The sequence below is a fragment of the Citrobacter sedlakii NBRC 105722 genome, assembly GCF_000759835.1.
GTDB classification, from domain to species: domain Bacteria; phylum Pseudomonadota; class Gammaproteobacteria; order Enterobacterales; family Enterobacteriaceae; genus Citrobacter_A; species Citrobacter_A sedlakii.
Genome location: NZ_BBNB01000001.1, coordinates 376,695 through 401,590, shown reverse-complemented (window position 1 = coordinate 401,590; position 24,896 = coordinate 376,695). Strand labels below are relative to the sequence as shown.

Annotated in this window: 27 protein-coding genes, 1 pseudogene and 1 other annotated feature; of the genes and pseudogenes, 10 read left to right on the top strand and 18 right to left on the bottom strand. The window is 54.2% G+C overall.

Translation table 11 applies throughout. From position 1 onward, the window contains the following. Window positions 1-63 precede the first annotated feature (63 nt). From oppB to CSE01S_RS01890, 5 genes are read left to right on the top strand one after another with little or no spacing between them, the layout of a single operon-like run. Entirely contained in the window at window positions 64-984 is a 921-nt protein-coding gene (gene oppB / locus CSE01S_RS01910; RefSeq protein ID WP_042283529.1) for an oligopeptide ABC transporter permease OppB, read from the top strand. Between the two features lie 14 nt (window positions 985-998). After that, the gene (oppC, locus tag CSE01S_RS01905) at window positions 999-1,907 is read left to right on the top strand and encodes an oligopeptide ABC transporter permease OppC (protein WP_042283524.1); all 909 of its coding nucleotides are present in this window, start codon (window positions 999-1,001) and stop codon (window positions 1,905-1,907) included. Between the two features lie 11 nt (window positions 1,908-1,918). Further along, the gene (locus CSE01S_RS01900; RefSeq protein ID WP_042283521.1) at window positions 1,919-2,932 is read left to right on the top strand and encodes an ABC transporter ATP-binding protein; all 1,014 of its coding nucleotides are present in this window, start codon (window positions 1,919-1,921) and stop codon (window positions 2,930-2,932) included. Further along, window positions 2,929-3,933: a murein tripeptide/oligopeptide ABC transporter ATP-binding protein OppF gene (oppF, locus tag CSE01S_RS01895; protein WP_042283516.1), complete on the top strand. Its 1,005-nt coding sequence runs from the start codon at window positions 2,929-2,931 to the stop codon at window positions 3,931-3,933. The genes CSE01S_RS01900 and oppF overlap by 4 nt, the downstream gene beginning before the upstream one ends. Before the next feature lie 49 nt (window positions 3,934-3,982). After that, window positions 3,983-4,819, top strand: coding sequence for an ion transporter (locus CSE01S_RS01890; protein WP_042283514.1), 837 nt, complete (start codon window positions 3,983-3,985; stop codon window positions 4,817-4,819). A gap of 45 nt (window positions 4,820-4,864) precedes the next feature. On the opposite strand, the gene CSE01S_RS01885 is transcribed toward CSE01S_RS01890, so the two are convergent. Both CSE01S_RS01885 and cls read right to left on the bottom strand, forming a co-directional pair. After that, window positions 4,865-5,194 (bottom strand): HI1450 family dsDNA-mimic protein, encoded by a 330-nt coding sequence (locus tag CSE01S_RS01885; protein WP_042283511.1) that lies wholly within the window; start codon window positions 5,192-5,194, stop codon window positions 4,865-4,867. A gap of 34 nt (window positions 5,195-5,228) precedes the next feature. Then, window positions 5,229-6,689 carry a cardiolipin synthase gene (cls, locus tag CSE01S_RS01880; protein ID WP_042283506.1) on the bottom strand — a complete coding sequence of 487 codons (1,461 nt, stop codon included), beginning with the start codon at window positions 6,687-6,689 and terminating at the stop codon, window positions 5,229-5,231. Window positions 6,690-6,830: 141 nt separating this feature from the next. Here cls and CSE01S_RS22995 point away from each other — a divergent pair, with 141 nt between their 5' ends. After that, complete coding sequence (locus tag CSE01S_RS22995; protein WP_131729057.1) at window positions 6,831-7,004, top strand: YciY family protein; 174 nt, start codon at window positions 6,831-6,833, stop codon at window positions 7,002-7,004. Between the two features lie 40 nt (window positions 7,005-7,044). On the opposite strand, the gene CSE01S_RS01875 is transcribed toward CSE01S_RS22995, so the two are convergent. Continuing rightward, the gene (locus CSE01S_RS01875) at window positions 7,045-7,341 is read right to left on the bottom strand and encodes a YciI family protein (RefSeq protein WP_042283503.1); all 297 of its coding nucleotides are present in this window, start codon (window positions 7,339-7,341) and stop codon (window positions 7,045-7,047) included. Between the two features lie 251 nt (window positions 7,342-7,592). Between CSE01S_RS01875 and tonB the strand changes: the two genes are divergently transcribed. Then, complete coding sequence (gene tonB / locus CSE01S_RS01870) at window positions 7,593-8,327, top strand: TonB system transport protein TonB (RefSeq protein ID WP_042284704.1); 735 nt, start codon at window positions 7,593-7,595, stop codon at window positions 8,325-8,327. 70 nt (window positions 8,328-8,397) lie between these two features. Here tonB and yciA read toward each other — a convergent pair whose 3' ends face one another. The 5 genes and pseudogenes from yciA to CSE01S_RS22670 all read right to left on the bottom strand — a co-directional run. Then, window positions 8,398-8,799: an acyl-CoA thioester hydrolase YciA gene (yciA, locus tag CSE01S_RS01865; RefSeq protein WP_042283498.1), complete on the bottom strand. Its 402-nt coding sequence runs from the start codon at window positions 8,797-8,799 to the stop codon at window positions 8,398-8,400. Window positions 8,800-8,899: 100 nt separating this feature from the next. Then, window positions 8,900-11,086 (bottom strand): TonB-dependent siderophore receptor, encoded by a 2,187-nt coding sequence (locus CSE01S_RS01860; protein ID WP_042283495.1) that lies wholly within the window; start codon window positions 11,084-11,086, stop codon window positions 8,900-8,902. 200 nt (window positions 11,087-11,286) lie between these two features. Further along, entirely contained in the window at window positions 11,287-11,826 is a 540-nt protein-coding gene (locus tag CSE01S_RS01855) for a septation protein A (protein WP_042283489.1), read from the bottom strand. Window positions 11,827-11,881: 55 nt separating this feature from the next. Further along, window positions 11,882-12,625: a YciC family protein gene (locus CSE01S_RS01850; RefSeq protein ID WP_042283485.1), complete on the bottom strand. Its 744-nt coding sequence runs from the start codon at window positions 12,623-12,625 to the stop codon at window positions 11,882-11,884. A 28-nt stretch (window positions 12,626-12,653) separates the two neighbouring features. Then, window positions 12,654-12,731 (bottom strand): annotated as a pseudogene (locus tag CSE01S_RS22670) (YkgJ family cysteine cluster protein); the annotation flags it as partial. Between the two features lie 234 nt (window positions 12,732-12,965). Here CSE01S_RS22670 and ompW point away from each other — a divergent pair. Continuing rightward, the gene (gene ompW, locus CSE01S_RS01845; RefSeq protein ID WP_042283481.1) at window positions 12,966-13,619 is read left to right on the top strand and encodes an outer membrane protein OmpW; all 654 of its coding nucleotides are present in this window, start codon (window positions 12,966-12,968) and stop codon (window positions 13,617-13,619) included. 73 nt (window positions 13,620-13,692) lie between these two features. Here ompW and CSE01S_RS01840 read toward each other — a convergent pair whose 3' ends face one another. The 10 genes from CSE01S_RS01840 to trpL form a co-directional block, all read right to left on the bottom strand. Beyond that, window positions 13,693-14,571, bottom strand: a complete 879-nt coding sequence (locus tag CSE01S_RS01840; protein ID WP_042283479.1) for a manganese catalase family protein — start codon at window positions 14,569-14,571, stop codon at window positions 13,693-13,695. Window positions 14,572-14,590: 19 nt separating this feature from the next. Then, entirely contained in the window at window positions 14,591-15,097 is a 507-nt protein-coding gene (locus tag CSE01S_RS01835; protein ID WP_042283477.1) for a ferritin-like domain-containing protein, read from the bottom strand. 60 nt (window positions 15,098-15,157) lie between these two features. Beyond that, a complete protein-coding gene (locus CSE01S_RS01830) occupies window positions 15,158-15,658 on the bottom strand; it encodes a YciE/YciF ferroxidase family protein (RefSeq protein ID WP_042283474.1) in 501 nt (166 codons plus the stop codon). 83 nt (window positions 15,659-15,741) lie between these two features. After that, window positions 15,742-15,924: a con-10 family general stress protein gene (locus tag CSE01S_RS01825; RefSeq protein WP_042283472.1), complete on the bottom strand. Its 183-nt coding sequence runs from the start codon at window positions 15,922-15,924 to the stop codon at window positions 15,742-15,744. A gap of 568 nt (window positions 15,925-16,492) precedes the next feature. Further along, window positions 16,493-17,299: a tryptophan synthase subunit alpha gene (gene trpA, locus CSE01S_RS01820; protein WP_042283468.1), complete on the bottom strand. Its 807-nt coding sequence runs from the start codon at window positions 17,297-17,299 to the stop codon at window positions 16,493-16,495. Next, on the bottom strand, window positions 17,299-18,492 hold the full coding sequence (trpB, locus tag CSE01S_RS01815; protein WP_042283466.1) for a tryptophan synthase subunit beta: 1,194 nt from the start codon (window positions 18,490-18,492) through the stop codon (window positions 17,299-17,301). Before trpB ends, trpA begins: the two co-directional genes overlap by 1 nt. A gap of 10 nt (window positions 18,493-18,502) precedes the next feature. Next, window positions 18,503-19,861: a bifunctional indole-3-glycerol-phosphate synthase TrpC/phosphoribosylanthranilate isomerase TrpF gene (trpCF, locus tag CSE01S_RS01810; RefSeq protein WP_042284701.1), complete on the bottom strand. Its 1,359-nt coding sequence runs from the start codon at window positions 19,859-19,861 to the stop codon at window positions 18,503-18,505. Window positions 19,862-19,864: 3 nt separating this feature from the next. After that, complete coding sequence (trpD, locus tag CSE01S_RS01805; protein WP_042283463.1) at window positions 19,865-21,460, bottom strand: bifunctional anthranilate synthase glutamate amidotransferase component TrpG/anthranilate phosphoribosyltransferase TrpD; 1,596 nt, start codon at window positions 21,458-21,460, stop codon at window positions 19,865-19,867. Then, window positions 21,460-23,022 carry an anthranilate synthase component I gene (gene trpE, locus CSE01S_RS01800; RefSeq protein ID WP_042283462.1) on the bottom strand — a complete coding sequence of 521 codons (1,563 nt, stop codon included), beginning with the start codon at window positions 23,020-23,022 and terminating at the stop codon, window positions 21,460-21,462. The genes trpD and trpE overlap by 1 nt, the downstream gene beginning before the upstream one ends. A 23-nt stretch (window positions 23,023-23,045) precedes the next feature. Then, window positions 23,046-23,140, bottom strand: a sequence feature (Trp leader region). After that, a complete protein-coding gene (gene trpL, locus CSE01S_RS23485) occupies window positions 23,117-23,161 on the bottom strand; it encodes a trp operon leader peptide (protein ID WP_120714939.1) in 45 nt (14 codons plus the stop codon). It overlaps the preceding feature by 24 nt. A 138-nt stretch (window positions 23,162-23,299) precedes the next feature. On the opposite strand from trpL, the gene rnm reads away from it, so the two are divergent. Continuing rightward, window positions 23,300-24,181, top strand: coding sequence for an RNase RNM (gene rnm / locus CSE01S_RS01795; RefSeq protein ID WP_042283459.1), 882 nt, complete (start codon window positions 23,300-23,302; stop codon window positions 24,179-24,181). Further along, a complete protein-coding gene (locus tag CSE01S_RS01790) occupies window positions 24,178-24,798 on the top strand; it encodes an L-threonylcarbamoyladenylate synthase (RefSeq protein ID WP_042283457.1) in 621 nt (206 codons plus the stop codon). The genes rnm and CSE01S_RS01790 overlap by 4 nt, the downstream gene beginning before the upstream one ends. The last annotated feature ends 98 nt before the right edge of the window (window positions 24,799-24,896 follow it).

Below are 24,896 nucleotides of genomic sequence, written 5' to 3'. Positions count from 1 at the left end.
ACTACCTCGCTGCACACGTTCAGCATGGCGAGGTATAAAGGCACACGCCAGAAGGTACGGGCAATGTTGAAATTTATCTTACGCCGCTGTCTGGAAGCGATTCCGACGCTATTTATTCTTATTACCATTTCGTTCTTTATGATGCGTCTGGCGCCGGGGAGTCCTTTCACCGGCGAGCGCGCATTGCCGGCAGAGGTGCTGGCGAATATCGAAGCGAAATATCATCTCAACGACCCCATCATGACCCAATATTTCAGCTATCTGAAACAACTGGCGCATGGGGATTTTGGTCCTTCATTTAAATACAAAGATTACACCGTTAACGATCTGGTGGCGTCGAGTTTCCCGGTTTCGGCGAAACTGGGCGCGGCGGCTTTCCTGTTAGCGGTGATCCTCGGCGTTAGCGCGGGCGTTATCGCGGCGCTTAAGCAAAATACGCGCTGGGATTACATGGTGATGGGGGTGGCAATGACCGGCGTCGTCATCCCGAGCTTTGTGGTCGCGCCGCTTCTGGTGATGATATTTGCCATCACGCTGCACTGGCTGCCGGGCGGAGGCTGGAATGGCGGGGCGCTGAAATTTATGATCCTGCCAATGGTCGCCTTATCGCTGGCCTATATCGCCAGCATCGCCCGTATTACCCGCGGTTCGATGATTGAAGTTCTGCACTCCAACTTCATTCGCACCGCACGGGCGAAAGGGCTGCCGATGCGACGCATCATTTTTCGCCATGCGTTGAAACCGGCGCTGTTACCGGTGCTTTCATACATGGGACCGGCCTTTGTCGGCATCATCACCGGCTCAATGGTCATTGAAACTATCTATGGCCTGCCTGGCATCGGCCAGCTTTTTGTGAATGGCGCGCTGAACCGTGACTATTCGCTGGTGCTAAGCCTGACGATTCTGGTAGGGACGTTAACCATCGTATTCAATGCGATTGTCGATGTGTTGTATGCCGTGATCGACCCGAAAATCCGTTACTGAGACTGGAGCTCGCGATGATGTTAAGTAAGAAAAACAGCGAGGCGCTGGAGAATTTCAGTGAAAAGCTGGAGGTCGAAGGGCGCAGCCTGTGGCAGGATGCCCGCCGACGCTTTATGCATAACCGTGCGGCGGTTGCCAGTCTGGTTGTTCTGGTCATTATTGCCTTGTTCGTCGCGCTGGCGCCAATGCTGTCATCGTTCACCTATTTTGATACCGACTGGGGAATGATGTCGAGCGCGCCGGACGTTGAGTCCGGACACTATTTCGGCACTGACTCGTCCGGTCGCGACCTGCTAGTGCGCGTGGCGATTGGCGGACGTATTTCTCTGATGGTGGGGATCGCCGCTGCGCTGGTGGCGGTGATTGTGGGGACGCTATACGGCTCGCTTTCCGGCTATCTCGGCGGCAAAGTGGATTCGGTGATGATGCGCCTGCTGGAAATCCTCAACTCCTTCCCGTTTATGTTCTTCGTGATCCTGCTGGTCACCTTCTTTGGACAAAATATCCTGCTGATTTTTGTGGCTATCGGCATGGTCTCCTGGCTGGACATGGCGCGTATCGTGCGCGGTCAGACGCTGAGCCTGAAGCGTAAAGAGTTTATCGAGGCCGCTCAGGTGGGCGGCGTTTCCACGACGAATATCGTTATCCGCCACATTGTGCCCAACGTGCTTGGGGTGGTGGTGGTCTACGCGTCGCTGCTGGTGCCAAGCATGATCCTGTTTGAATCTTTCCTTAGCTTCCTGGGATTGGGAACCCAGGAGCCGCTGAGCAGTTGGGGCGCGTTATTAAGCGACGGCGCGAACTCAATGGAAGTTTCGCCGTGGTTGCTGCTGTTTCCGGCAGGATTCCTGGTGGTGACGTTGTTTTGTTTTAACTTTATTGGCGATGGCTTGCGTGATGCCCTCGACCCGAAAGACCGTTAAGGAGCGCAGCCATGAGCGTAATTGAAACAGCAACCGCGCCGCTCGCGGAGCAACGGGCTAACGCACTGCTGGACGTACAGGATCTCCGCGTGACCTTCAGTACGCCGGACGGTGACGTCACTGCCGTAAACGATCTGAACTTTACCTTGCGTGCCGGGGAAACCTTAGGAATTGTCGGCGAGTCCGGCTCAGGCAAATCGCAGACCGCGTTTGCGCTGATGGGGCTGCTGGCCCCCAATGGCCGGATTGGCGGATCGGCAAAGTTCAATGGCAGTGAGATCCTTAATCTACCCGAACGGGAACTGAACAGACTGCGCGCCGAGCAAATTTCGATGATCTTCCAGGACCCAATGACCTCGCTGAACCCTTATATGCGCGTTGGGGAGCAGCTAATGGAAGTGCTGATGCTGCATAAAGGAATGCGCAAAGCTGAGGCATTTGAAGAGTCGGTGCGAATGCTGGATGCCGTCAAAATGCCGGAAGCCCGCAAGCGCATGAGAATGTTTCCTCATGAGTTTTCCGGCGGCATGCGCCAGCGCGTCATGATCGCGATGGCGTTGCTGTGTCGACCAAAACTGCTGATTGCCGATGAACCGACTACCGCGCTGGACGTGACCGTGCAGGCGCAAATCATGACCCTGCTCAATGATCTGAAGCGGGAGTTCAATACGGCAATCATTATGATTACCCACGATCTTGGCGTTGTGGCGGGTATTTGCGACAAAGTGCTGGTGATGTACGCGGGGCGCACTATGGAGTACGGCGCAGCGCGCGACGTCTTTTACCGTCCCGTTCACCCCTATTCCATCGGCTTGCTTAACGCGGTGCCGCGTCTGGATGGCGAAGGCGAAGAGATGTTAACGATTCCCGGCAACCCGCCAAACCTGTTGCGTTTGCCGAAAGGCTGCCCGTTTCAGCCGCGCTGTCCCTACGCGATGGAGATATGCAGCAACGCGCCGCCGCTCGACGAGTTCAGCCCGGGTCGCCTGCGCGCCTGCTTTAAACCGGTGGAGGAACTGGTATGAATGCTGTAGATGAAAAACGTAAAGTCCTCCTCGAAATTGCCGATCTGAAGGTTCATTTCGCGATTAAAGACGGCAAGCAGTGGTTCTGGCAGCCGTCAAAAACGCTGAAGGCGGTGGATGGCGTGACGCTGCGGCTGTACGAAGGCGAAACGCTGGGCGTCGTGGGGGAGTCAGGCTGTGGAAAATCGACCTTCGCAAGGGCGATTATTGGTCTCGTGAAAGCGACCGACGGCAAAGTGGCCTGGCTGGGAAAAGATCTGCTGGGTATGAAAGCGGAAGAGTGGCGCAACGTGCGCAGCGATATCCAGATGATTTTTCAGGATCCACTGGCGTCGCTGAACCCACGCATGACCATCGGAGAAATTATCGCTGAACCGCTGCGCACCTATCATCCGGCGCTACCGCGGCAGGACGTACGCGAACGGGTCAAGGCGATGATGATGAAAGTGGGGTTGCTGCCAAATCTCATCAACCGTTACCCGCACGAGTTTTCCGGCGGTCAGTGCCAGCGTATCGGTATTGCGCGTGCGCTGATCCTGGAGCCGAAGCTCATTATCTGCGACGAGCCGGTTTCGGCACTCGACGTCTCCATCCAGGCGCAGGTGGTGAATCTGCTGCAACAATTGCAGCGTGAGATGGGGTTGTCGCTGATATTTATCGCCCATGACCTGGCGGTGGTGAAGCATATCTCCGACCGCGTACTGGTGATGTATCTGGGGCATGCGGTAGAGCTGGGGACCTACGATGAGGTGTATCACAACCCGCTGCACCCCTATACTAAAGCGTTGATGTCTGCCGTGCCGATCCCCGATCCCGATCGGGAAAAAAACAAGACCATCCAACTGCTGGAAGGGGAATTGCCTTCGCCAATTAACCCGCCTTCCGGCTGTGTATTTCGCACCCGTTGCCCGATCGCCGGGCCGGAGTGCGCAAAAACACGCCCGGTGCTGGAAGGCAGTTTCCGACATGCTGTTTCCTGCCTGAAAGTAGACCCGTTATAATTGCCAGGGCTGATATCACGTCAGCCCTGTTTTTTATTGTGAGGTTACCGTGTCACTTTCTTTATCGTCGATTCGGCGTCGTCTTTACCACACCTTATTTGATCTGAATACCCGCTCGGGGCGGCGCTTTGAAGGTCTGTGCGCGCTGTTTGCGCTGATCAGCGTGGTCATTATTTTTGTCGAATCGGGACTGGGAACCCAGTATCACCTGACCTATGACGAATGGCATCTTTTTGTCTGGCTGGAACTGTTCGTCACGCTCATTTTCACCGTCGAATATTTGCTGCGTCTGATCAGTTGGCCGAACCCGGCAAAATATGTGTTCAGTTTTTGGGGAATAATTGATTTAGCCACCATACTGCCGCTCTACGTTATGTGGCTATGGCCGGAGATCAGCCTGAATTATGTCTTTGCCTGGCGCGCCATGCGGGCGATCCGCGTATTGCGTATCTTAAAGCTGCTGCGCTTTATGCCTTCTTTGCGCGTATTCTGGCAGGCAATTGTCAGCGCGCGGCATCAGTTGATTCTGTTTTATTCTTTTATCGCCATCGTCATGATTATTTTCGGCACGCTGATGTATCTCATCGAGGGGCCGAAATACGGTTTTACTACGCTGAACGCTTCTGTCTACTGGGCGATAGTGACGGTCACCACCGTCGGATATGGCGATATCACGCCACATACGCCGCTTGGGCGGATTGTTGCCTCGCTGTTGATCCTGATTGGCTATTCGGTGATTGCTATCCCAACCGGCTTAATTACTACCCATATGAGTACCGCGTTTCAAAAGGATAATCAGCCGCGCAAGTGTCCGCACTGCCAGCAAAGCAAGCACGAAAACAGCGCGCGGTATTGCAACCACTGTGGCAGTAAATTACCGGGGTAAGGGAAGAACGCCGGAAAGCGGGCGGCTTTCCGGCATGACGGAGGGTTATTCGCGCCAGAGAATATGGCAGAGCTTATGGTCTTTTTCGCGACACAGGAGAACGCGGGCAAAAATATCGTTAATCTCGCCGTCTTCACTGTCGGCAAGCCCAATCACTACCTCGGCAAAGAAATCAGGATTCAGGTCGTAATCGACGTGTTCCTGCCAGTCTTCAGACGGATCAAACAATTCCGCTCCACCGCGTTCTTCGAACTGTAAATTGAACAGAATTATGTCTGCCGGGTCGAGGTTATCGGCCGCCAGTTCGAGAAAAATATCGTAAGCCTGCTCAAGCGTTTCATCTTCAGTCAGGCGATTGTTCAGATCCATATCCATAATGACTACCTGTTTACCCACTATTGGGCACGTTTTACAGCAATGGACTGAAGAAGTAAAACAGTCGCTCGGCAATCCGCTGCCAGAGTGGGCGTTTTACCCACAAACGGGCATCCAGCAACCGCGAGCGGGAGATATAGTCGTCCTGCACCGCGGCGAGATCGCCGCCGAATCCGGCATCATCGATCACCAGCGTGATTTCGAAATTCAGCCACAGGCTGCGCATATCCAGATTGACCGTACCGACAAGACTCAGCTCACCGTCCACCAGGACGCTTTTGGTATGTAACAGGCCGCCTTCGAACTGATAAATTTTGACGCCTGCCGCCAGCAGTTCGCTAAAGAACGCACGGCTGGCCCAGCCAACCAGCAGGGAATCGTTCTTGCGGGGAAGAATTATGCTGACGTCCACGCCGCGCTGGGCGGCGGTACAGATGGCGTGCAGCAAATCGTCGCTGGGCACGAAGTAGGGCGTCGTCATGATCAAATATTCACGCGCGGAATACGCGGCGGTCAGCAGCGCCTGATGAATCAAATCCTCCGGGAAGCCGGGGCCGGATGCAATGGTGTGGATCGTGTGACCGCTGGCCTGCTCGAAAGGCATAATATTGACGTCCGGCGGCGGGGGCAAAATGCGCTTGCCGGTTTCGATCTCCCAGTCGCAGGAGTAAACGATGCCCATCGCAGTCGCAACCGGACCTTCCATGCGCGCCATTAAGTCTACCCACTGGCCGACGCCGGCGTCTTGTTTGAAGTAGCGCGGATCCACCATATTCATGCTGCCGGTATAGGCAATGTAGTTGTCAATCATCACCATTTTACGGTGCTGACGCAGGTCCATGCGCCGCAGGAAGACGCGAAGCAGGTTAACCTTGAGCGCTTCAACCACTTCTATCCCGGCGTTACGCATCATCGCCGCCCATGGGCTGCGGAAGAACGCCACGCTGCCAGCAGAGTCGAGCATCAGACGGCAGTGAATGCCGCGACGCGCGGCCGCCATCAGCGACTCCGCAACCTGATCGGCCATGCCGCCTGGCTGCCAGATATAAAACACCATCTCGATGTTATGCCGCGCCAGCTGGATGTCCCGGATCAGCGCCTGCATCACATCGTCGGTGTCGGTCAGCAACTGGAGCTGGTTGCCCTTGACGCCGGCAATGCCCTGGCGACGTTCGCAAAGTTTAAACAGCGAGGACGCCACGCTGCTGTTTTCTTCGGCGAAAATGTGTTTGCAGGATTTGAGATCGTTTAACCATTTGGCCGTGGAAGGCCACATTGCCCGCGCGCGTTCAGCACGACGTTTGCCTAAGTGAAGTTCTCCAACGGAAAGATAAGCGATGATCCCGACCAGCGGCAGTATATAAATGATCAGCAGCCAGGCCATGGCGGAAGGCACCGCGCGTCGTTTCATTAATATACGTAATGTTACACCGGCAATGAGCACCCAGTAGCCCAGAATGACCAGCCAACTCACCACCGTGTAGAAGGTTGTCATAGTTTAAAAATCCTTTTGAAAGCGCATTGTTAAGAGTTTACGCGTCAGGATTAATCTGGCAAATAAAAACGCGGGAAAAGCGCTAGCCTGCCTGGCGACGAGGCGTATAATGCAGACTCTTGCACTGTAAGAGTAAGTCACATGAAGCGGAGTAGAACGGAAGTGGGACGCTGGCGTATGCTGCGTCAGGCCAGTCGCCGAAAAGCGCGTTGGCTTGAAGGGCAGTCACGTCGCAATATGCGGATCCACTCAATCAGAAAGTGTATCCTCAACCATCAGCGTAACGCGCTGCTGTTTGCGATCCACAGCGTCTGAGCAACACGGGCACCGCCTGCGGTGCCCAAAGAACCGCGGTTTAAAACGTTTTCTTATAGGGCTTAACCGACACCTGGGCATACACCCCGGCGGCCACATACGGATCGGCTTCCGCCCACTTTTGCGCGTCTTCCAGTGAATCAAATTCTGCAATGACCGTTGAGCCGGTAAAACCCGCCGCACCCGGATCGTTGCTGTCGACCGCGGGCATTGGACCTGCGGTCAACAAACGACCTTCATCGCGAAGCAACTGCAGACGCGCCAGATGAGCAGGGCGGACGGAAAGGCGTTTTTCCAGCGAATCGGCGTGATCCTGAGCATAGATAACATAAAGCACGTATAAGGCTCCTTAATCAGAAACGTCATGGGACGCAAACAGGCAGATCGAGTGTGTAAATACGTTATTGGAAAGGTCACCTGACTGCAACGCAAAGATGTCAGCTTTGTTAAGGCCACAGCGTTAGCAAGGATTTTTTTCGCCAGAATTTGGTTTTTAAATGCCGCCGACCGTGATGCCTTATTGAATATGATTGCTATTTGCATTTAAAATTGAGGTCTGGTTTTTCAACTGAAACGATTATGACTTCAATGACCCTTGATTTACCTCGTCGCTTCCCCTGGCCGACGCTGCTCTCTGTTGCCATTCATGGCGCGCTGGTTGCGGGACTCTTATATACCTCGGTACATCAGGTTATTGAACTGCCCGCGCCTGCGCAGCCTATCTCCGTAACGATGGTCTCTCCGGCAGACCTGGAACCGCCTCAGGCGGTTCAGCCGCCGCCGCAACCGGTCGTTGAGCCTGAACCCGAGCCGGAACCTGAAATTACCCCCGAACCGCCAAAAGAAGCGCCGGTGGTGATCGAAAAACCGAAACCCAAGCCAAAGCCAAAACCGAAACCCAAACCGAAGCCGGTGAAAAAGGTCGAGGAGCAGCCGAAACGGGACGTTAAGCCTGCAGAGCCGCGTCCGGCATCACCGTTTGACACTAACGCGTCTGCGCGTCCGACGACCCGTAGCGCGGCGGCAACCAGCAAACCTGCTGTCGCCGTGCCGTCAGGACCCCGCGCCCTGCGCCGTAATCAGCCGCAGTATCCGGCGCGCGCGCAGGCGTTACGTATTGAAGGGCGGGTGAAGGTGAAATTTGATGTGACTGCAGACGGTCGGGTGGACAATGTGCAAATTCTTTCTGCCCAACCTGCCAATATGTTCGAGCGTGAAGTGAAGAATGCGATGCGCAGATGGCGCTACGAAGCGGGTAAACCCGGTTCCGGGCTGGTGGTCAATATTGTCTTCCGTCTGAACGGCACCACACAGATCGAGTAATGAATCGTATAAATCCGCAGCCGGAAGACAGTACACCGTCCTCCGGCACTGTTGAGGCAGGTTTCCGATATCAGTCCTGCACCGGCAGCGGGCGCGGCTTTCCGTCCGGATCAACCGCAACATAGATAAACAGCGCTTCGGTTGCTTTGTAGCGCTGGCCAATGGGCTCTGACGCCACTTTTTTCACCCAGACTTCAATATTAATACTCACCGAGGTGGTTCCGCGCTTCACGCAGCGCGCGTAACAGCACACGACATCGCCCACGGCTACCGGGCGCAGAAAGCTCATTCCTTCCACGCGGACGGTTACCACGCGGCCATGAGCAATCTCTTTCGCCTGAATCGCGCCGCCAATATCCATTTGTGACATCAGCCAGCCGCCAAAAATATCGCCATTGGCGTTTGTGTCGGCGGGCATGGCCAGTGTGCGTAAAACCAGTTCGCCCTGAGGGACGTTAGTTGTTGTTGTCATGGTAAAACCGAGTAGAGAGAAAAAATTCCAGCCGCGATGCTACTATGATTTTCGCATGGATAACAGAGGGGAAACGCCCGCGAGGCGGGCGTTGGAGAGATTAAAATGACATGGTGACGCCAGCGTAATATGCCCGGCCTGGTTCGTTGTAGGTCGACGCGCCGTCGTTTTCACGATAAATCTGCTTATCGAACAGGTTACTGATGCCCGCATTAAGTCGCAGATTCTTTGTCATCTGATAATTCGCGCCAATGCCGACAATCGCGTAGGCGCCGATTTCTTTATCCGACATTGCGCCGGTTTCGTTACGCGTTTCGGCGTACTCACGCGGTTTCTGACGGCCATACTGCGTCCACTGGAGGTTTGTCGAGAATTTATCGTTAACCTGCCAGTCGAGCATAGTATTGATCGTGTACTTAGGAATAACCGACAGTGGGTTACCGGTGTCCTTATTTTCCGATTTGATCATGTAGGTCGCATTGGTGCGCCAGCTCAGGGTGTCCGGCAGCAGCGGGATCACCACGTTACCTTCCAGACCTTCGACTATTGCTTTGCCGCCGTTTTCCCACTGCAGAATGTTGTTGCCGTTAGAGGCGTAGCCGATGATGTCGGTTCCCGAAACAATCTTATTTTTGTAGTCGTTACGGAACCAGGTTATGCCCGCATCCCAGCCGTCATAGTTAAATTCAAGACCGATCTCTTTATTGATGCTGATTTCCGGATCCAGGTCCGGGTTGCCCAGCAGGTAGCAACTGCCCGTGGCGATATTATTCGGGCAGCCGTTGCCGCGTGTGGACAGCAGATAGCCTTCGCTGGACTGATACAGGTTTGGCGCTTTGAAGACCCGCGCAATCCCGGCTTTTAGCTTAAACATGTCGCCAAGCTCCTGGGACATGTTCAGGCTGGGGCTCCAGTTACTGCCGAAGTCGTTGTGATAGTCAAAGCGGATCCCCGGGATGATGTCCGTTCCTGGGCGCGCCTGGATGTTATCTTCAAGATAAATACCGGTCAGGGTGGCGCTGTTTTTCGTGCTACGGTCAGAAGCGTCGCCGGAGACATTGCCAATCTGCACGCCGGATGCGCTGGTCGCCTGCATCGATGCCGGATCGTTTAGTTCATCGCGGCTCCATTCGGCCCCAAGGGTCAGGGTTTGATCGACCAGCCAGAAGACCGGAATGTTCAGTTCGCCAGAAGAACGATACGACTCCAGGCGGCTGGTGGAGTAATCGGTATTATTGATCATTCCCTCCACTTTCCCGGTCGAGCCTTCCTGCATCCGCGTATTATGGGTTTTTTCGTAATAGACGCCGAATTTTGACTGTCCCCAGTCCCAGATCCCGTTATGGGTTAAGCCCCATGACTGACGGTACATCCGGTTAGTTTCTTCACCGTATAGCGTGTTGACCAGACCATTAGGGCTGACGTTGCTGTTACTGTACTGGGTGTCGCCTGCGTAAATATTCCCCTGGCGGCTGTAGCTGTAGTCAAAATCGACAATCTGCTGCGGCGTCAGTTTCCAGGAGAGCAGGGCATTAATATCTTTGTTGCGTACCCCTTCACGTCCGGCGGCATAGGAGCCGTTTTGTTGGGTATTGATGTCCGCGGCGTCGGCGTCGGTTTTGTTAATGTTTCCGTACAGGCGCATCGTCAGTACATCGTCAATGAGCGGCCCACTCAGGTTGAAGTTTGCGCGCTTGGTCGCGCCTTCTTTATTGTTCTCGGGCTGGTTGGTATAGAGAGAAAGCGAGCCGTGCCAGTCGTTTGTTGGCTGTTTGGTGATGATATTCACCACGCCGCCAGCGGCGCCAGAGCCGTAGCGTGCCGCCGCCGGGCCGCGCAGAACCTCAATGCGCTCAACCATTTCCGCAGGCACCCAGTTGGTATCACCCCGGGTGTCCCGCTCGCCGCGCCAGCTATAGCGTACCGAGTTTCTGGACGTTACCGGTACGCCGTCAATCAAAATAAGGGTGTTTTCCGGACCCATACCGCGAATGTCTATCTGACGGTTATTGCCCCGGCTGCCGCTGGCGCTGTTACCCGTCAGGTTAACCCCCGGCATAGTGCGAATAATATCGGAGAGATCGTTAACGGGAGGGTGTTTTTCAATGTCTTTGGCGGTAATGACAGACACCCCTGGCTGCTGCTTAAGGGCTTCTTCGGCGGTGGCCTGAACGACCATGGTTTCACCGTCATTCATCGCGTCGTCTGCAGCGAACGCATTTCCACTCAATGCTGCGGCAATCAAGAGCGCCAGAGGGCGCGGAGAGCTTTTTATTATCGAAATCATCAACGGACATCCCTATTGTTAAAAACGCGATACGGAATATCAATGATAAGCATTCTCATTACAATATCGGGAAGGCAATCTCCACAATATCTTCATGATTCACCCAATTTATGGATCGATAACAAAGGAAAAGTGCAGAACAGGTGATACCGGGAGGGGAGAAAAAAAGCCAGGCTTTCAGGCCTGGCATCAAAAGCGGTTCAGGATTTGTCTTCCTGCGGCATATGTCGATAAATATAGACGCCGCTGAGCAGGGTAAAAATCAGCGTCAGCGCGGTCAGGCCAAACACTTTAAAGTTCACCCAGATATTTTGCGGTAGCCAGAACGCGATATAAATATTCGCGAGGCCGCACAGAATAAAGAACACCGCCCACGCGAGGTTGAGCTTCGACCACACTGCTTGCGGCAGCGTCAGTTCTTTACCCAACATGCGCTGAATCAGCGGTTTTTTCATTACCCACTGGCTGATCAGCAACGCGCTGGCAAACAGGCCATAAATGACCGTGACTTTCCACTTAATAAACTCATCGTTATGGAAGAAGATCGTCAGCCCACCAAACACAGCGACCAGAACAAAAGTAATCAGCGCCATTTTCTCTACCTTGCGGTAGCGAACCCAACTGTAGATAAGCACGATGGCCGTTGCCACAATCAGCGCGGAGGTGGCGGCATAGATGTCATAGACTTTGTAAAAAACAAAGAAGACCACCAGCGGTAAAAAATCGAGAAACTGCTTCATTGTTCATTTCCGTAATCAAAAGCGTCGGGCGAAAAGGCCTGCGACGCGTAAGGGGTTATTGGCGAATCAACATATACAAACGGAACAGGTAGATGAGCAATACGGCAGAGATCAAATTGCTCAACGTATTTGCGATCACCGCGCCAACGTTCGGGTCAAAGGCGGCAAAGCTCGATGCGAACAGCAACAGTAGCGTTTTTGCCAACAGCCAACCGATGACGGCCGGGGCCACCAGTCGCATGTTCGCCCACGCCAGACGCATGCTGTTACGCATGGCCTCAAATATGCCCATCTTATCCTGCACCAGCATCACCGGGGCCAGAGCCAATACGATGGCCAGCAGAATGCCGGGCACCACAATCAGCATAATCCCCAGTTGCACCAGCAGCGTGGTCAGCAAAATCAGAATGAACAGCTTTGGCAGCACCGGCGCGCTGGCGCCAATAGCACGCAGCGCGCTCACGCGGTGGCCTGCGGAAATGAGCTGGATCATTAACAACACGCCACCGGCGAGGACGGCATTACCGATAAGGCCGGAGAACGTGGACGCCGCCGACGCACGCAGGAGGATCTGCTGCTGCTCTGGCGTCATATTTTGCACCAGCTCGAACAAGCCAGCGCTCCCGGCCAGATGATCCCCTTCACTCAACTGCGCGATTTGCGCATCGCTGGGTGAGAAGGCATGCCCTAATACCACCGTGATAAACGCGCACAGCAGCGAGATCAGCAGGATGGTTAAAAATTGATTACGGAAAAAATTCCCGGTGTCACGGTATACGGACTTCGCCGTGATAGACATGCACTCTCCTTGAGTTTTGCAGGTGTTATTAAGCGGGCAATTGTACCCTGGATAAAGGCGCAGTGGCAGCATCAACGGTTGTATGGAAAAGCATATCTTTGTAAAGCAGGAAGCAATAAACAGGCGCTGGCTTTGACGATTGCTCAAAAGATATTCACTTTATGAAAATATTTCAAATTTGATCTGAATGACAATAACCAGGATTTTGAATGCTACTTCTAAATTAATCTGGATCAATAAATGTTAAATTACACGACGTAATGTGATCCAGGTTAGATCACTCATTACTCCAATGTAGGTATATTCGTCACGCAGTTATAACCATAACGATGGAGCGGATATGAAAAAGTTAACAGTGGCGGCGTTGGCAGTAAGTACACTTCTCTCTGGCGGCGTCTATGCGCATGAAGCTGGCGAGTTTTTTATTCGGGCAGGCTCGGCGACGGTTCGTCCGACAGAAGGCGCAGACGGCACATTAGGCCATCTGGGCGGTTTTAACGTCAGTAACAATACCCAACTCGGCCTGACCTTTACTTACATGGCAACCGATAACATCGGCGTTGAATTACTGGCGGCGACACCGTTCCGCCATAAGGTCGGCACGCAGGCGACCGGTGATATCGCAACCGTTCACCATTTACCGCCAACACTGATGGCGCAATGGTATTTTGGCGATTCCAGCAGCAAGCTGCGCCCGTACGTAGGGGCAGGTGTGAATTACACCACTTTCTTTGATACCAAATTTAATGATGATGGAAAGGAAGCGGGGTTATCCGATCTGAGTCTGAAGGACTCATGGGGCGTAGCAGGACAGGTTGGGCTGGATTATCTAATCGATCGCGACTGGTTGATCAACATGTCCGTCTGGTACATGGATATTGATACCGAAGCGAAATATAAATCCAACGGCGCAGTACTGCCGGCAGGCCGATACAATGACAACATTCGTCTCGACCCGTGGGTATTTATGTTCTCCGCCGGTTATCGTTTCTGATGCCATAAAAAAAGACCCCGTATTTACGGGGTCAATAAGGACATGACACACACGGAATTATTTCTTCACGCTATTACTGCTTTTCCTGCGGCTCGCCTTGACCGAGTTCTGCACCGGTGAGCGGGTCAGCCGACGGATCGGACTTGGTTCTTTCCGCCATCGCTTTTAACAGCGTTTGCTGCTGTTTCGTCAGTTTGACGGTAGCCAGACCGTCACCGCCGTCAACGGCTGGCATCGGTTCGGCAACATATTCAAAGTTCTCGTCACTGTTCCAGCTACCGCGCGGATCGTCACCCTGAGACATGTTGTAGTACACGTTGGTGTACTGCTCCACAGGCGGCAATTTACCCGGCGGGAAGTTATTGCGAATTGAGTACAGCGCCTTTTCAAACGACAACTGGTGCGCAGCTTCACGGGTCATCAGAAACGCCAGCGCGTCTTTAACGCCGGGATCGTCTGTGACGTTAATCAGCCGCTCGTAAATAATTTTTGCCCGTGCTTCAGCAGCGATATTGGATCGCAAATCGGCGGTCACTTCGCCAATTGTGTCGATGTAAGCCGCTGTCCACGGCACGCCTGCGGAGTTGGTCAGGGCAGGGCCGCCGCCATAGAGCAGGGAAGTAATGTGGCTATCGTTGCCGTTAGCGGTAAGGGAACGATACAGCTCGGCTTCGTTTTCCGTACCTTCAGCCAGCGCGCCCTTTGCGCCTTTATTCAGCATGCCTACCAGCGAACCGATGATTTCCAGATGGCTCAGTTCCTCGGTCGCTATGTCCATCAGCATCTCTTTGCGTCCTGCATCATCATCACCCAGCCCCTGGGTAAAGTAACGACATGCAGCAGCCAGTTCGCCCTGAGGGCCGCCAAATTGCTCCAGCAAAAGATTTGCTAAACCAGGATTAGGCTCACTGACTCGCACCGTATATTGAAGTTGTTTAACGTGTCGAAACATTCTGCCTCCTGATAATAATTTATTTTTTCGCTTCTACGCCGTCTGCTTCAGAGCGCAGCAGGAATTGTTCTGTTGTGTCAGGAATATGTTTAATCAGCCAGTCAGCCATTTGTTTTTCCTCATTAAGGATGGATTCAATGGCAGGAATAGACGCGGTATCGCCTGCTTTTTGCGAAGCTGCGAGCAGGGAGGTATAGCAGGCAATTTCGAATTGCTCAAAAACGTAGCCGCTAATTGACCCTTTCACGATCTCGTCGGAAGGGAACATACCGCCGATAGACTGACCAAGCGCAGCCATTTTACTCATTGAATCTTTGATAACCGAGCGGGAAATATTATTGCGGTCGAGAATACCTTCCAGAACCGTAATTTGATGCTTGGTTTCGCTAATATGTTGTTCAATTCTTGCACGCAAGTCAGGGTAATTATCGATGCGGCTCGCCATTGATTCGAGCATGGATTCGGCTTGTTTTTCCATAGCATGGGCGTCACGAAGCCAGTCATGATAATGTTCAATCGCATTCATTGGTTATGTCCTCAGAAAATAATTAAAAGCAGCGTGGGTTAAAAACAGGAAATAAAATTATCAGGATTTATTTCCGGCTTTTTTATTCACATTACCAATTGCTAAATCGGTAAGTTTTAAATCAGTGGCTTTTTCTTCTTCCAGCGTTTCTTTAAGCAGTTTGACCGCTTTGGTATAGCCCAGTTGTTCGGCAAGCGTTACCAGAGTGCCGTAGCTTGCAATTTCGTAGTGTTCAACTTTTTGCGCAGCAGCAATCAGGGCGGCGTCACGCACTTCGTTTTTCTCAGTGCTTTCAATGACCTCATTCGCTTCTTCAATCAGGCCTTCCATCGCCACGCACTTCATGCGCTTCACTTTAATACCGGCTTCAGATTCAACGACCTGATCGATACGCTCAATCTGACCCTGCGTTTCTTCAAGGTGAGCCTGAAACGCCTGGATTAATTTTTCGTTAGAGGCGGCTCTGGATAATTTCGACAGAGCACGAGTCAATTGTTTTTCTGCGCTGTAGGTGTCTGAAAGTAGATGGATAAAAACGTCTTCAACAGTCTTCATATTCATTGGTATTCTCCTGAGATTAATACTGCGAGCCCGAAGACTCGCAGCATGCTTCGAGAAATCATGTTGTTGTGGAAACAATTAAATCATGATTTGTCGGATTTATTTCCGCCGTGGCTATTCTGGCCACCTTTTTTACCTGCTTCAGAAGCACGTTGCGGGTCGTTTTTAAAATTCCCGCCGCTATGCTGACCGCCTTTGCGGCCTGCTTCTGATGCTTTTTCACGATCTTCGGCGAAATTTCCTGAACCACCACGATGTTCGGCCATGTTATTTCTCCTGTTTCGTTAATATATATAAATGTTAATTTGTGACCGTTGTCGTCACCCTTCTAAAATTAGTCGCTATCAGCAGATAGTCAAATTTAAGCGGCTGTTCTGGTTGCGGTGAAAATAATTTTGCTGCGATATTAATTATTTAATAGTAGCCCGTTAAAAATGAGTGGCTTAGCGACATATCGTTAACCTTTCAACTAATAACTTACGTTACCATAATGTGTGGTTATGTTAATGATAAACGTAATGCTGACATAAACTTACGTTAACTGCGGCTAACTGACGTTTAAGCGTTGTCTGGGCTCAGGGCTTTAGGATTATTCCTGGCAAACCGTGGGTGTTCAAAATCCATGAAGGAAAATTTTCTATTGATGCAGATTTTTTGAGGGTGCAGGTCGTATAAACGCGGCTGTAGGCAGCAGACGGGAGGCGTAACCAACCAAAAAACCCTGCTATTACAGCAGACTGAAGGAAAAGTTATGGAAACCTGTTCATGGCTTGAGTGCGTTGACGTCACGCAACGGAGCAGGCCGCCAGCATGAATCTGGCGGCCTGCAATGTGTTAACGGCGGGTGGCCGCTTTCATATCGCTGACGAAGGTTTTTAGTTCGCTGAGCATCTGCTCAGGAGTGTCGATATTTTTCTCGATGATTTTTACAATCGCTGAACCCGATATCGCACCTGCCGCACCGGCGTCAATGGCGGCGGATACTTGTTCCGGCGCCGAGATACCGAAACCTTGCAGGGAAGGCGCAGCGTGATATTCCTTCAGCTTTTCTACCAGATGGTGCAATGGCAGCGCCGCCCGGTTCTCGGCCCCGGTCACCCCTGCGCGAGACACCAGGTAAGTGTAGGCGCGACCGTAGGAGGCAATCTGGCGCAGCAGGTCATCGTCCGCATTGGGCGGGCAGATGAAAATTGGCGCGACATTGTGGCGTAGCGCAGCCTGACGGAAGGGGGCAGATTCTTCTACCGGCACATCGGCAACCAGTACCGAATCCACGCCGACCTTTTCACACTGCGCATAAAATTCATCAATGCCCTTACTGAATACCAGATTCGCATACATCAGCAGACCAATCGGGATCGTTGGATGCTTAGCGCGAATGGCCGCCAGCATCTCAAAACACTGGCCTGGCGTAACGCCTGCGGCAAAAGCGCGCAGGGTTGCGCTCTGAATAGTCGGGCCATCGGCTAACGGATCGGAGAAAGGGATCCCCAGCTCCAGCGCGTCAGCGCCAGCCTCTATCAGGGTATCGATAATGCTGAGCGACTGTTCCACGCCGGGGTCGCCGAGAGTCACGAAGGGGACAAAGGCGCCTTCCTTGCGATCGTTCAGTTGTGCAAACAGCGTTTCGTAGCGTTCCATCAGATTTCCCCTTGCGCTTTCAGAATATCGTGTACCGTAAAGATGTCTTTGTCGCCGCGTCCGGAGAGGTTTACCACCAACAGTTGCTCTTTCTCCGGGTTCTCACGCATCATTTTCAGCGCATGGGCCAATGCGTGGGAGGATTCCAGCGCCGGGATAATCCCTTCATGACGGCACAGCGTTTTGAACGCATCCAGCGCTTCGTCGTCGGTAATCGACACATAATCGGCACGCCCGGTGCTGTTCAGATAAGCGTGCTGCGGCCCCACCGACGGGAAATCCAGACCCGCGGAAATTGAGTAAGACTCTTCGATCTGACCCTCTTCAGTCTGCATCATTGGCGCTTTCATACCGAAGTAAATCCCGACGCGGCCATGCTTAAGCGGGGCGCCATGTTCGCCTGTTTCTATCCCGTGACCGCCTGGTTCAACGCCAATTAACCCGACGCTGGTTTCATTAATGAAGTCAGCAAACATCCCGATAGCGTTGGAACCGCCACCAACGCAGGCAATAACGGCGTCCGGCAAACGTCCTTCTTTTTCTAGGATTTGCGCTTTGGTTTCTTCGCCGATCATGCGCTGGAATTCGCGTACAATGGTCGGGAAAGGATGCGGACCTGCCGCAGTGCCGAGCATATAGTGGGCGGATTCGTAGCTGCCAGACCAGTCGCGCAGCGCCTCATTACAGGCATCTTTCAGCGTCGCGGAACCGCTGTGAACGTGAATGACCTCAGCACCCATCAGACGCATACGAAACACGTTGGGCGACTGGCGCTCAACGTCCTTCGCGCCCATGTAGATGCGGCATTTCAGGCCGAGCAACGCGCTGGCCAGCGCCGACGCAACGCCATGCTGTCCGGCGCCGGTTTCCGCGATGATCTCGGTTTTGCCCATTCGCTTTGCCAGTAGCGCCTGGCCTAATACCTGGTTGGTTTTATGCGCGCCGCCGTGCAGCAAATCCTCGCGCTTCAGATACAGCGTGGTGCGGGTGCCCGCCGTAATGTTCTGGCACTTCGTCAGCGCGGTGGGACGACCCGCATAGTTTTTCAGCAGGTCGGTAAACTGGGCCTGAAACGCCGGGTCTTTTTGCGCGCTGACGAACGCCTCTTCCAGTTGGCGCAGCGCGGGCATCAGTATCTGCGGCACGTACATGCCGCCAAATTCACCAAAATAGGGATTAAGTAATGTTGTCATGTCCTTTTCCTTAATATGCGCGCAGTGTCGAAAATACCGATGCCAGAAGGCGTGCATCTTTAATGCCCGGCTGTGACTCTACACCTGAATTGAAATCAAGACCGGCGCAGCCGGCTTTCGCGGCCTCGACGCAGTTATCTGCGCCAAGCCCACCTGCTAACAGAACGTTATCCAGCGCCTGCCCCTGCAATAGCGACCAGTCGAAACGCTGGCCGCTGCCGCCCTGGCCGTTATCCAGCACGTATTTGTCGACAGACCGATAATCCCGCGCCGGGAGCGTTTCGCCAACGCTCAGCGCCTTCCAGATCTGCACCTGTGCAGGCAGCGCGGCGCGTAGCGCATCAACGTAAGCCTGGTCTTCGCCGCCATGCAACTGGACGGCAGCCAGCATCAGTCGACTCGCTTTGTCGCAAACGTCGGCGATTTCAGCGTTGCGGAACACGCCCACATACTGCAACGGCGCGGCGGCTTTCACCTGCTGTGCCTGTTCGTCAGTGACGAAGCGGGGAGAGGTAGGAACGAAAATCAACCCGCCGTAGATCGCGCCCGACTCATAAGCCGTTTTCGCATCTTCCGGGCGCGTCAGCCCGCAGACTTTATTTTCCCCCAGCAGGACGCGACGCACAGCGGCGTTGAGATCGTCATATGCCATTAACGCAGAGCCAATCAGAAAACCGTTAGCAAAGTGGCTGAGCTCGCGGACCTGACCGTAGGTGTTGATACCTGATTCGCTGATGACCGTCACGCCGTGACCCAGTTTCGGCGCAAGCTGGCGGGTACGGTTTAAATCAATCGACAGATCGCGCAGATCGCGGTTATTAATGCCGACCACTTTCGCCCCGAGCGCAATGGCGCGCTCCAGCTCTTCTTCGTTGCTCACTTCCGTCAGCACCCCCATTTTCAGGCTGTGGGCGACGGCGGCAAGCTGGCGATACTGTTCATCATCGAGTACCGACAGCATCAGCAGGCAGGCGTCGGCCTGATAGTGGCGCGCAAGGTAAATCTGGTACGGATCGATGATAAAGTCTTTGCACAGAATCGGCTGCGGCGCGACCTGGCTGACGAGCGGCAGGAAATCGAAGCTGCCCTGGAAATATTTCTCGTCAGTGAGGACGGAAATCGCCGACGCATAGTGCTTGTACACATTGGCAATGCGCGCCGGATCAAAATCGTCGCGGATCACGCCCTTCGACGGAGAGGCCTTTTTACATTCCAGAATAAAGGCTGTGCGCGCCCCCTGTAACGCGTCGTAGAAATGGCGCGTGCTCGGCTGGACATCCTGTTGGAATGTCTCCAGCGGCTGTTGTTGTTTGCGGGCTTCTACCCAAATCGCCTTGTCTGCGACGATTTTCGCTAAAACGGTTTGCATCATTTACCCTCTTGCCGCCAGTGCGGTGACTCGGTCATAAGCGGAACCACTGCGCAGAACGTCCAGGACAGTTTGCGCATTAGCTTTCAGATCTTCTTCACCATGCAGTCGCATCAGCATCGCGACATTTGCGGCGACAGCAGCCTCGTGCGCGGCTTCGCCTTTACCTTGTAGCAAGCGTGTCAGAATGTCACGGTTTTCTTCCGGCGTTCCCCCCGCCAGTTGTTCCTGATGGTACGGCGTCAGGCCGAAGTCTTCCGCGGTGAGCTGATAACTTTTGATTTCGCCGTCATGGAGTTCCGCCACGATCGTCGGCGCATGCAGGGACACTTCGTCCATGCCGCCGCTGTGCACCACCGCCGCGCGCTGATAACCCAACACGCGCAGCGTTTCGGCGATCGGCAGCACCAGTTCCGCGCTGTAGACGCCGATCAGCGCCAGGGGCGGATGCGCCGGGTTAATCAGCGGGCCGAGCACGTTAAACAGCGTACGGGTTTTCAACTGCTGGCGTACCGGCATTGCATGGCGGAAACCGGTGTGGTATTTCGGCGCGAACAGAAAGCAGACGCCGAGCTCGTCCAGCGCCTGGCGCGATTTGTCGGCATTCATGTCAAGGTTGATGCCGAAGGCGGCCAGCAGATCCGACGACCCGGATTTACTGGATACGCTGCGGTTGCCGTGTTTAGCGACTTTCAGGCCACACGCCGCCGCGACAAACGCGCTGGCCGTAGAAATATTAATGCTGTTGCTACCGTCGCCGCCGGTCCCCACGATATCCGCGAACGGATAGTTCGGGCGCGGGAACGGGGCGGCGTTTTCCAGCAGGGCTGTGGCCGCACCGGCAATCTCCAGCGGATGTTCGCCGCGAATTTTCATACTGACCAGCGCCGCCGCCAGCTGTTCTGGTTTCAGTTCACCGCGGACGACCGCAGAGAAAAGCTGATGGCTTTCCTGCTGGCTCAGGGTTTGCGCCTGATACAGTTTTTCCAGAACAGGCTGCAGCGTATTGGTTGGCTCCAGCTTCTGTTGCGCCCAGGCCAGCGTTTGTTCGAGCAGCAACGCGCCCTGGGTGGTGAGGATTGACTCCGGGTGGAACTGAAAACCGCAGACCCGGTCAGCATCGTGACGGACCGCCATCACCATGCCGTTAAAATGCGCGTTAATGGTCAGCCCCGCCGGGACATTACTGCCCACCAGCGAATGGTAGCGCGCCACTGGCAGCGGGTTGCTCAGGCCGGCAAACATCGCCTGCCCGTCGTGCTCAATGCTCGACGCTTTACCGTGAAGAATCTCACCGGCCTGACCGACATAGCCGCCGTAGGCTTCCACAATCGCCTGATGCCCAAGGCAGATGCCAATGATTGGCAGTTTACCGCGCAGACGCGTCAGCAGTTCTGGCATGCAGCCCGCTTCGCTCGGCGCGCCCGGCCCCGGAGAGAGCATCAGCACCGGATTTTTCATGGTGGCGAGGCGGTCAATCAGGGTCTGAGCCGGGATATGGTTACGGTAAATCACTACGTTATGGCCGTTGGTACGCAGCTGATCTGCCAGGTTATAGGTAAATGAATCAATGTTATCGAGCAGCAGAATATCAGCCATCAGAACGTCTCCTGTGCGTGATGCGCGGTCGCGATGGCACGCAGAACCGCGCGCGCTTTATTACGGGTTTCATCGGCTTCAGACTGCGGAACCGAATCCAGCACGATGCCGGCACCCGCCTGCACGGTGGCGATCCCGTCTTCAACCAGGGCCGAACGAATCACGATGCAGGTATCCAGATCGCCGTGAGCGGTAAAATAGCCTACGGCGCCGCCGTAGCTGCCGCGTCGCTGTCCCTCGGCGTCGGCAATCAGCTGCATGGCCCGTACCTTCGGCGCGCCGCTCAGGGTGCCCATGTTCATACAGGCGCGATACGCATGCAGCACGTCGAGATCGCGGCGTAGCTCGCCGACGACGCGGGAAACCAGGTGCATCACGTATGAATAGCGATCGACTTTAGTCAGGTCGGCAACATAGCGGCTGCCCGGCGTACAAATGCGAGCGAGGTCATTACGCGCCAGATCCACCAGCATCAGGTGTTCGGAAAGCTCTTTATGATCGGTGCGCATTTCAAGCTCAATACGGCTGTCGAGGTCGCGGTCCAGCGAACCGTCAGCGCGACGGCCACGCGGACGTGTACCGGCAATCGGGTAAATTTCAATCTGACGACTGGTAGCGTCATATTTCAGTGAGCTTTCAGGTGAGGCGCCAAACAGGGTGAAATCATTGTCCTGCATAAAGAACATATACGGGCTGGGGTTGCTTTTCTTCAGCACGTAGTAGGCTGCCAGCGGCGACGGGCAGGGCAGCGAAAAACGACGGGAGGGCACGACCTGGAAAATTTCGCCAGCGCGAATGGCTTTTTGCATCGTGCGCACCACGGCGCCAAATTCTTCATCGCTCTGATTACACTCGCAGCGCATTTGCGCCACGGAGACCACCGGTAACGGCGGCGCGGGTTCGTTGAGCTGCTGGCTCAGATGCGCCAGACGCGCGTTAAGCCGCTGCCGTTCGTTGTCATCGCTGGTGAACAGGCTGGCCTGAATGCGGGTGCTCTTTTTCTGATGGTCGATCACCATCAGTGTTTCCGCCAGATAGAAGCAGTAGTCCGGGCAGCGGTTATTTGCCTCAAGCTGCGGTAAATCTTCAAACCCCGCGACCAGATCGTAAGCAAAGAGGCCGCCGAAGAACATGGCTTCGCGTTCTTCTGCCGGAACGGTCACCAGCGTCTGCAGAATGCGAAACGCGTCAAAGACCGACAGTGAGCACAGCCTGGCGTCTTCATCGAGTAAGGGGCTGACGGAAGGGAAGCGAAGCAGGCGGCCATCCGGCTGCGGGGCATTCTCCACGCCTGCGGGCAGGGCGGTATCCATCAGGTTCAGCAACGCGGCGCCGTTCGCGGATAATGCCTGTAACGTGACAGTGTCACCCATTGCGGTGATGCGTAGCGCGCTGTCAACCAGTAGCAGGCTTTTTAAATCGTTTTTGCTGTCAATATCGGCGGATTCCAGCAGCAGCGTCGCTGGCCGGTTGCCGCAAACCTGATGAAACAACGCCGTGGGGTTCTCGCGGTACGCGGCGTCGCAGGTAATCAGCTCAAGTGTAGGTTTTGATGTCTGCATTGTTGTTCTCATTAATTTTGCTCAAAAAAAAGCCCGCTTGCAGGCGGGCCGGGTATCTGGGTGCGGTTAGTATGCACAAGTACACTGCCCGAAGTCAGGAAGTGCGCCACCAACCGTGAAGAATGAAGCATGCTTGCATTGTGATACCCTTTTCTAAGTGAACTTTCGTACTAGTTAACTAGTTCGATGGCATATTGTCAATACCTGATTTCAGTTAATTTGCTGAAACCGTTATGATGCGCAGGCAAGTCCATTTATATGAAGACGGGAGTTCGCCTTGAGCGACACGAATTACGCAGTGATTTACGATCTGCACAGCCATACCACGGCGTCCGACGGACGATTGACGCCGGAAGAATTAGTCCACCGGGCTGTCGAGATGCGCGTTGGCACGCTGGCGATTACCGACCATGACACCACAGCCGCGATCCCGGCGGCAAGCGAAGAAATTTCACGATCAGCCCTGCCGCTGACCCTGATCCCCGGCGTTGAGATCTCCACGCTGTGGGAGAATCATGAGATCCATATTGTTGGCCTGAATATTGACATCGCCCACCCGGCGATGTGCGCGTTTCTGGCGGAACAAACCGAACGCCGTCAGCAGCGGGCAAAGCGCATTGCCGAGCGTCTGGAGAAAGCCCACATTCCCGGCGCATGGGAAGGGGCGCTGCGCCTTGCTGACGGTGGCGCGGTGACACGGGGGCATTTTGCCCGCTTCCTCGTGGAGTGCGGCAAAGCGACGACCATGGCCGATGTCTTCAAAAAGTATCTTGCGCGAGGGAAAACCGGATACGTTCCGCCGCAGTGGTGTACAATAGAACAAGCTATTGATGTCATTCATCATTCCGGCGGTAAGGCGGTGCTGGCTCATCCGGGGCGGTATAACCTTAGCGCCAAGTGGCTGAAAAGACTGGTGGCGCATTTTGCTGACCATCGCGGCGACGCGATGGAGGTTGCGCAGTGTCAGCAGTCTCCCAACGAGCGAACGCAACTGGCCACCCTTGCCCGTCAGCATCAGCTATGGGCATCGCAAGGGTCTGATTTTCATCAGCCGTGCCCGTGGATAGAGCTGGGACGTAAGCTCTGGCTGCCGGCTGGCGTGGAAGGCGTCTGGCAGTTGTGGGAACAGCCACAGAACACCACAGTGAGGGAAGTATGAGTCAGTTTTTTTATATCCATCCTGATAACCCGCAGCAGCGCCTGATTAACCAGGCCGTTGAAATTGTCCGCAAAGGCGGGGTGATTGTTTATCCTACCGATTCCGGCTACGCGCTTGGTTGTAAAATTGAAGACAAAGGGGCGATGGAGCGCATTTGCCGAATTCGCCAGCTGCCGGACGGCCATAACTTTACTCTGATGTGTCGCGACCTGTCGGAATTGTCGACCTATTCGTTTGTCGATAACGTGGCGTTTCGCCTGATCAAGAACAACACACCGGGGAATTACACCTTTATTCTGAAAGGAACGAAAGAGGTGCCGCGGCGCCTGCTACAGGAAAAACGCAAAACCATTGGTTTGCGCGTGCCGTCGAACCCCATCGCACTTGAACTGCTGGAGGCGCTCGGCGAGCCGATGCTCTCTACCTCGTTGATGCTGCCTGGCAGCGAATTTACCGAGTCCGATCCGGAAGAGATCAAAGACCGCCTCGAAAAACAGGTGGACTTGATTATTCACGGCGGTTATCTGGGACAGCAGCCGACCACGGTGATTGATTTAACCGACGATGCGCCCGTGGTGTTGCGTGAAGGGGTTGGAGACGTTAAACCTTTCTTATAAGGTCGCAACTCTGTATACTACGCGGCCTTTAAATGGCGCTTAACGGCGCCGTTAATTCTCCTGTTCGACGCCTGTGAAGGCGACACCTGAAGGAAGCT

Coding starts and splice junctions, on each gene's coding strand:
- trpE (WP_042283462.1), bottom strand. CDS start 23,022: ATGCAGACATCAAAACCTACACTTGAGCTGATTACCTGCGACGCCGCG.
- tonB (WP_042284704.1), top strand. CDS start 7,593: ATGACCCTTGATTTACCTCGTCGCTTCCCCTGGCCGACGCTGCTCTCT.
- oppC (WP_042283524.1), top strand. CDS start 999: ATGATGTTAAGTAAGAAAAACAGCGAGGCGCTGGAGAATTTCAGTGAA.
- CSE01S_RS01830 (WP_042283474.1), bottom strand. CDS start 15,658: ATGAATATGAAGACTGTTGAAGACGTTTTTATCCATCTACTTTCAGAC.
- CSE01S_RS01860 (WP_042283495.1), bottom strand. CDS start 11,086: ATGATTTCGATAATAAAAAGCTCTCCGCGCCCTCTGGCGCTCTTGATT.
- CSE01S_RS01885 (WP_042283511.1), bottom strand. CDS start 5,194: ATGGATATGGATCTGAACAATCGCCTGACTGAAGATGAAACGCTTGAG.
- CSE01S_RS22995 (WP_131729057.1), top strand. CDS start 6,831: ATGAAGCGGAGTAGAACGGAAGTGGGACGCTGGCGTATGCTGCGTCAG.
- CSE01S_RS01790 (WP_042283457.1), top strand. CDS start 24,178: ATGAGTCAGTTTTTTTATATCCATCCTGATAACCCGCAGCAGCGCCTG.
- CSE01S_RS01825 (WP_042283472.1), bottom strand. CDS start 15,924: ATGGCCGAACATCGTGGTGGTTCAGGAAATTTCGCCGAAGATCGTGAA.
- yciA (WP_042283498.1), bottom strand. CDS start 8,799: ATGACAACAACAACTAACGTCCCTCAGGGCGAACTGGTTTTACGCACA.
- trpD (WP_042283463.1), bottom strand. CDS start 21,460: ATGGCTGATATTCTGCTGCTCGATAACATTGATTCATTTACCTATAAC.
- cls (WP_042283506.1), bottom strand. CDS start 6,689: ATGACAACCTTCTACACGGTGGTGAGTTGGCTGGTCATTCTGGGCTAC.
- trpA (WP_042283468.1), bottom strand. CDS start 17,299: ATGGAACGCTACGAAACGCTGTTTGCACAACTGAACGATCGCAAGGAA.
- CSE01S_RS01855 (WP_042283489.1), bottom strand. CDS start 11,826: ATGAAGCAGTTTCTCGATTTTTTACCGCTGGTGGTCTTCTTTGTTTTT.
- oppF (WP_042283516.1), top strand. CDS start 2,929: ATGAATGCTGTAGATGAAAAACGTAAAGTCCTCCTCGAAATTGCCGAT.
- CSE01S_RS01900 (WP_042283521.1), top strand. CDS start 1,919: ATGAGCGTAATTGAAACAGCAACCGCGCCGCTCGCGGAGCAACGGGCT.
- CSE01S_RS01840 (WP_042283479.1), bottom strand. CDS start 14,571: ATGTTTCGACACGTTAAACAACTTCAATATACGGTGCGAGTCAGTGAG.
- trpB (WP_042283466.1), bottom strand. CDS start 18,492: ATGACAACATTACTTAATCCCTATTTTGGTGAATTTGGCGGCATGTAC.
- oppB (WP_042283529.1), top strand. CDS start 64: ATGTTGAAATTTATCTTACGCCGCTGTCTGGAAGCGATTCCGACGCTA.
- CSE01S_RS01835 (WP_042283477.1), bottom strand. CDS start 15,097: ATGAATGCGATTGAACATTATCATGACTGGCTTCGTGACGCCCATGCT.
- trpCF (WP_042284701.1), bottom strand. CDS start 19,861: ATGCAAACCGTTTTAGCGAAAATCGTCGCAGACAAGGCGATTTGGGTA.
- ompW (WP_042283481.1), top strand. CDS start 12,966: ATGAAAAAGTTAACAGTGGCGGCGTTGGCAGTAAGTACACTTCTCTCT.
- CSE01S_RS01850 (WP_042283485.1), bottom strand. CDS start 12,625: ATGTCTATCACGGCGAAGTCCGTATACCGTGACACCGGGAATTTTTTC.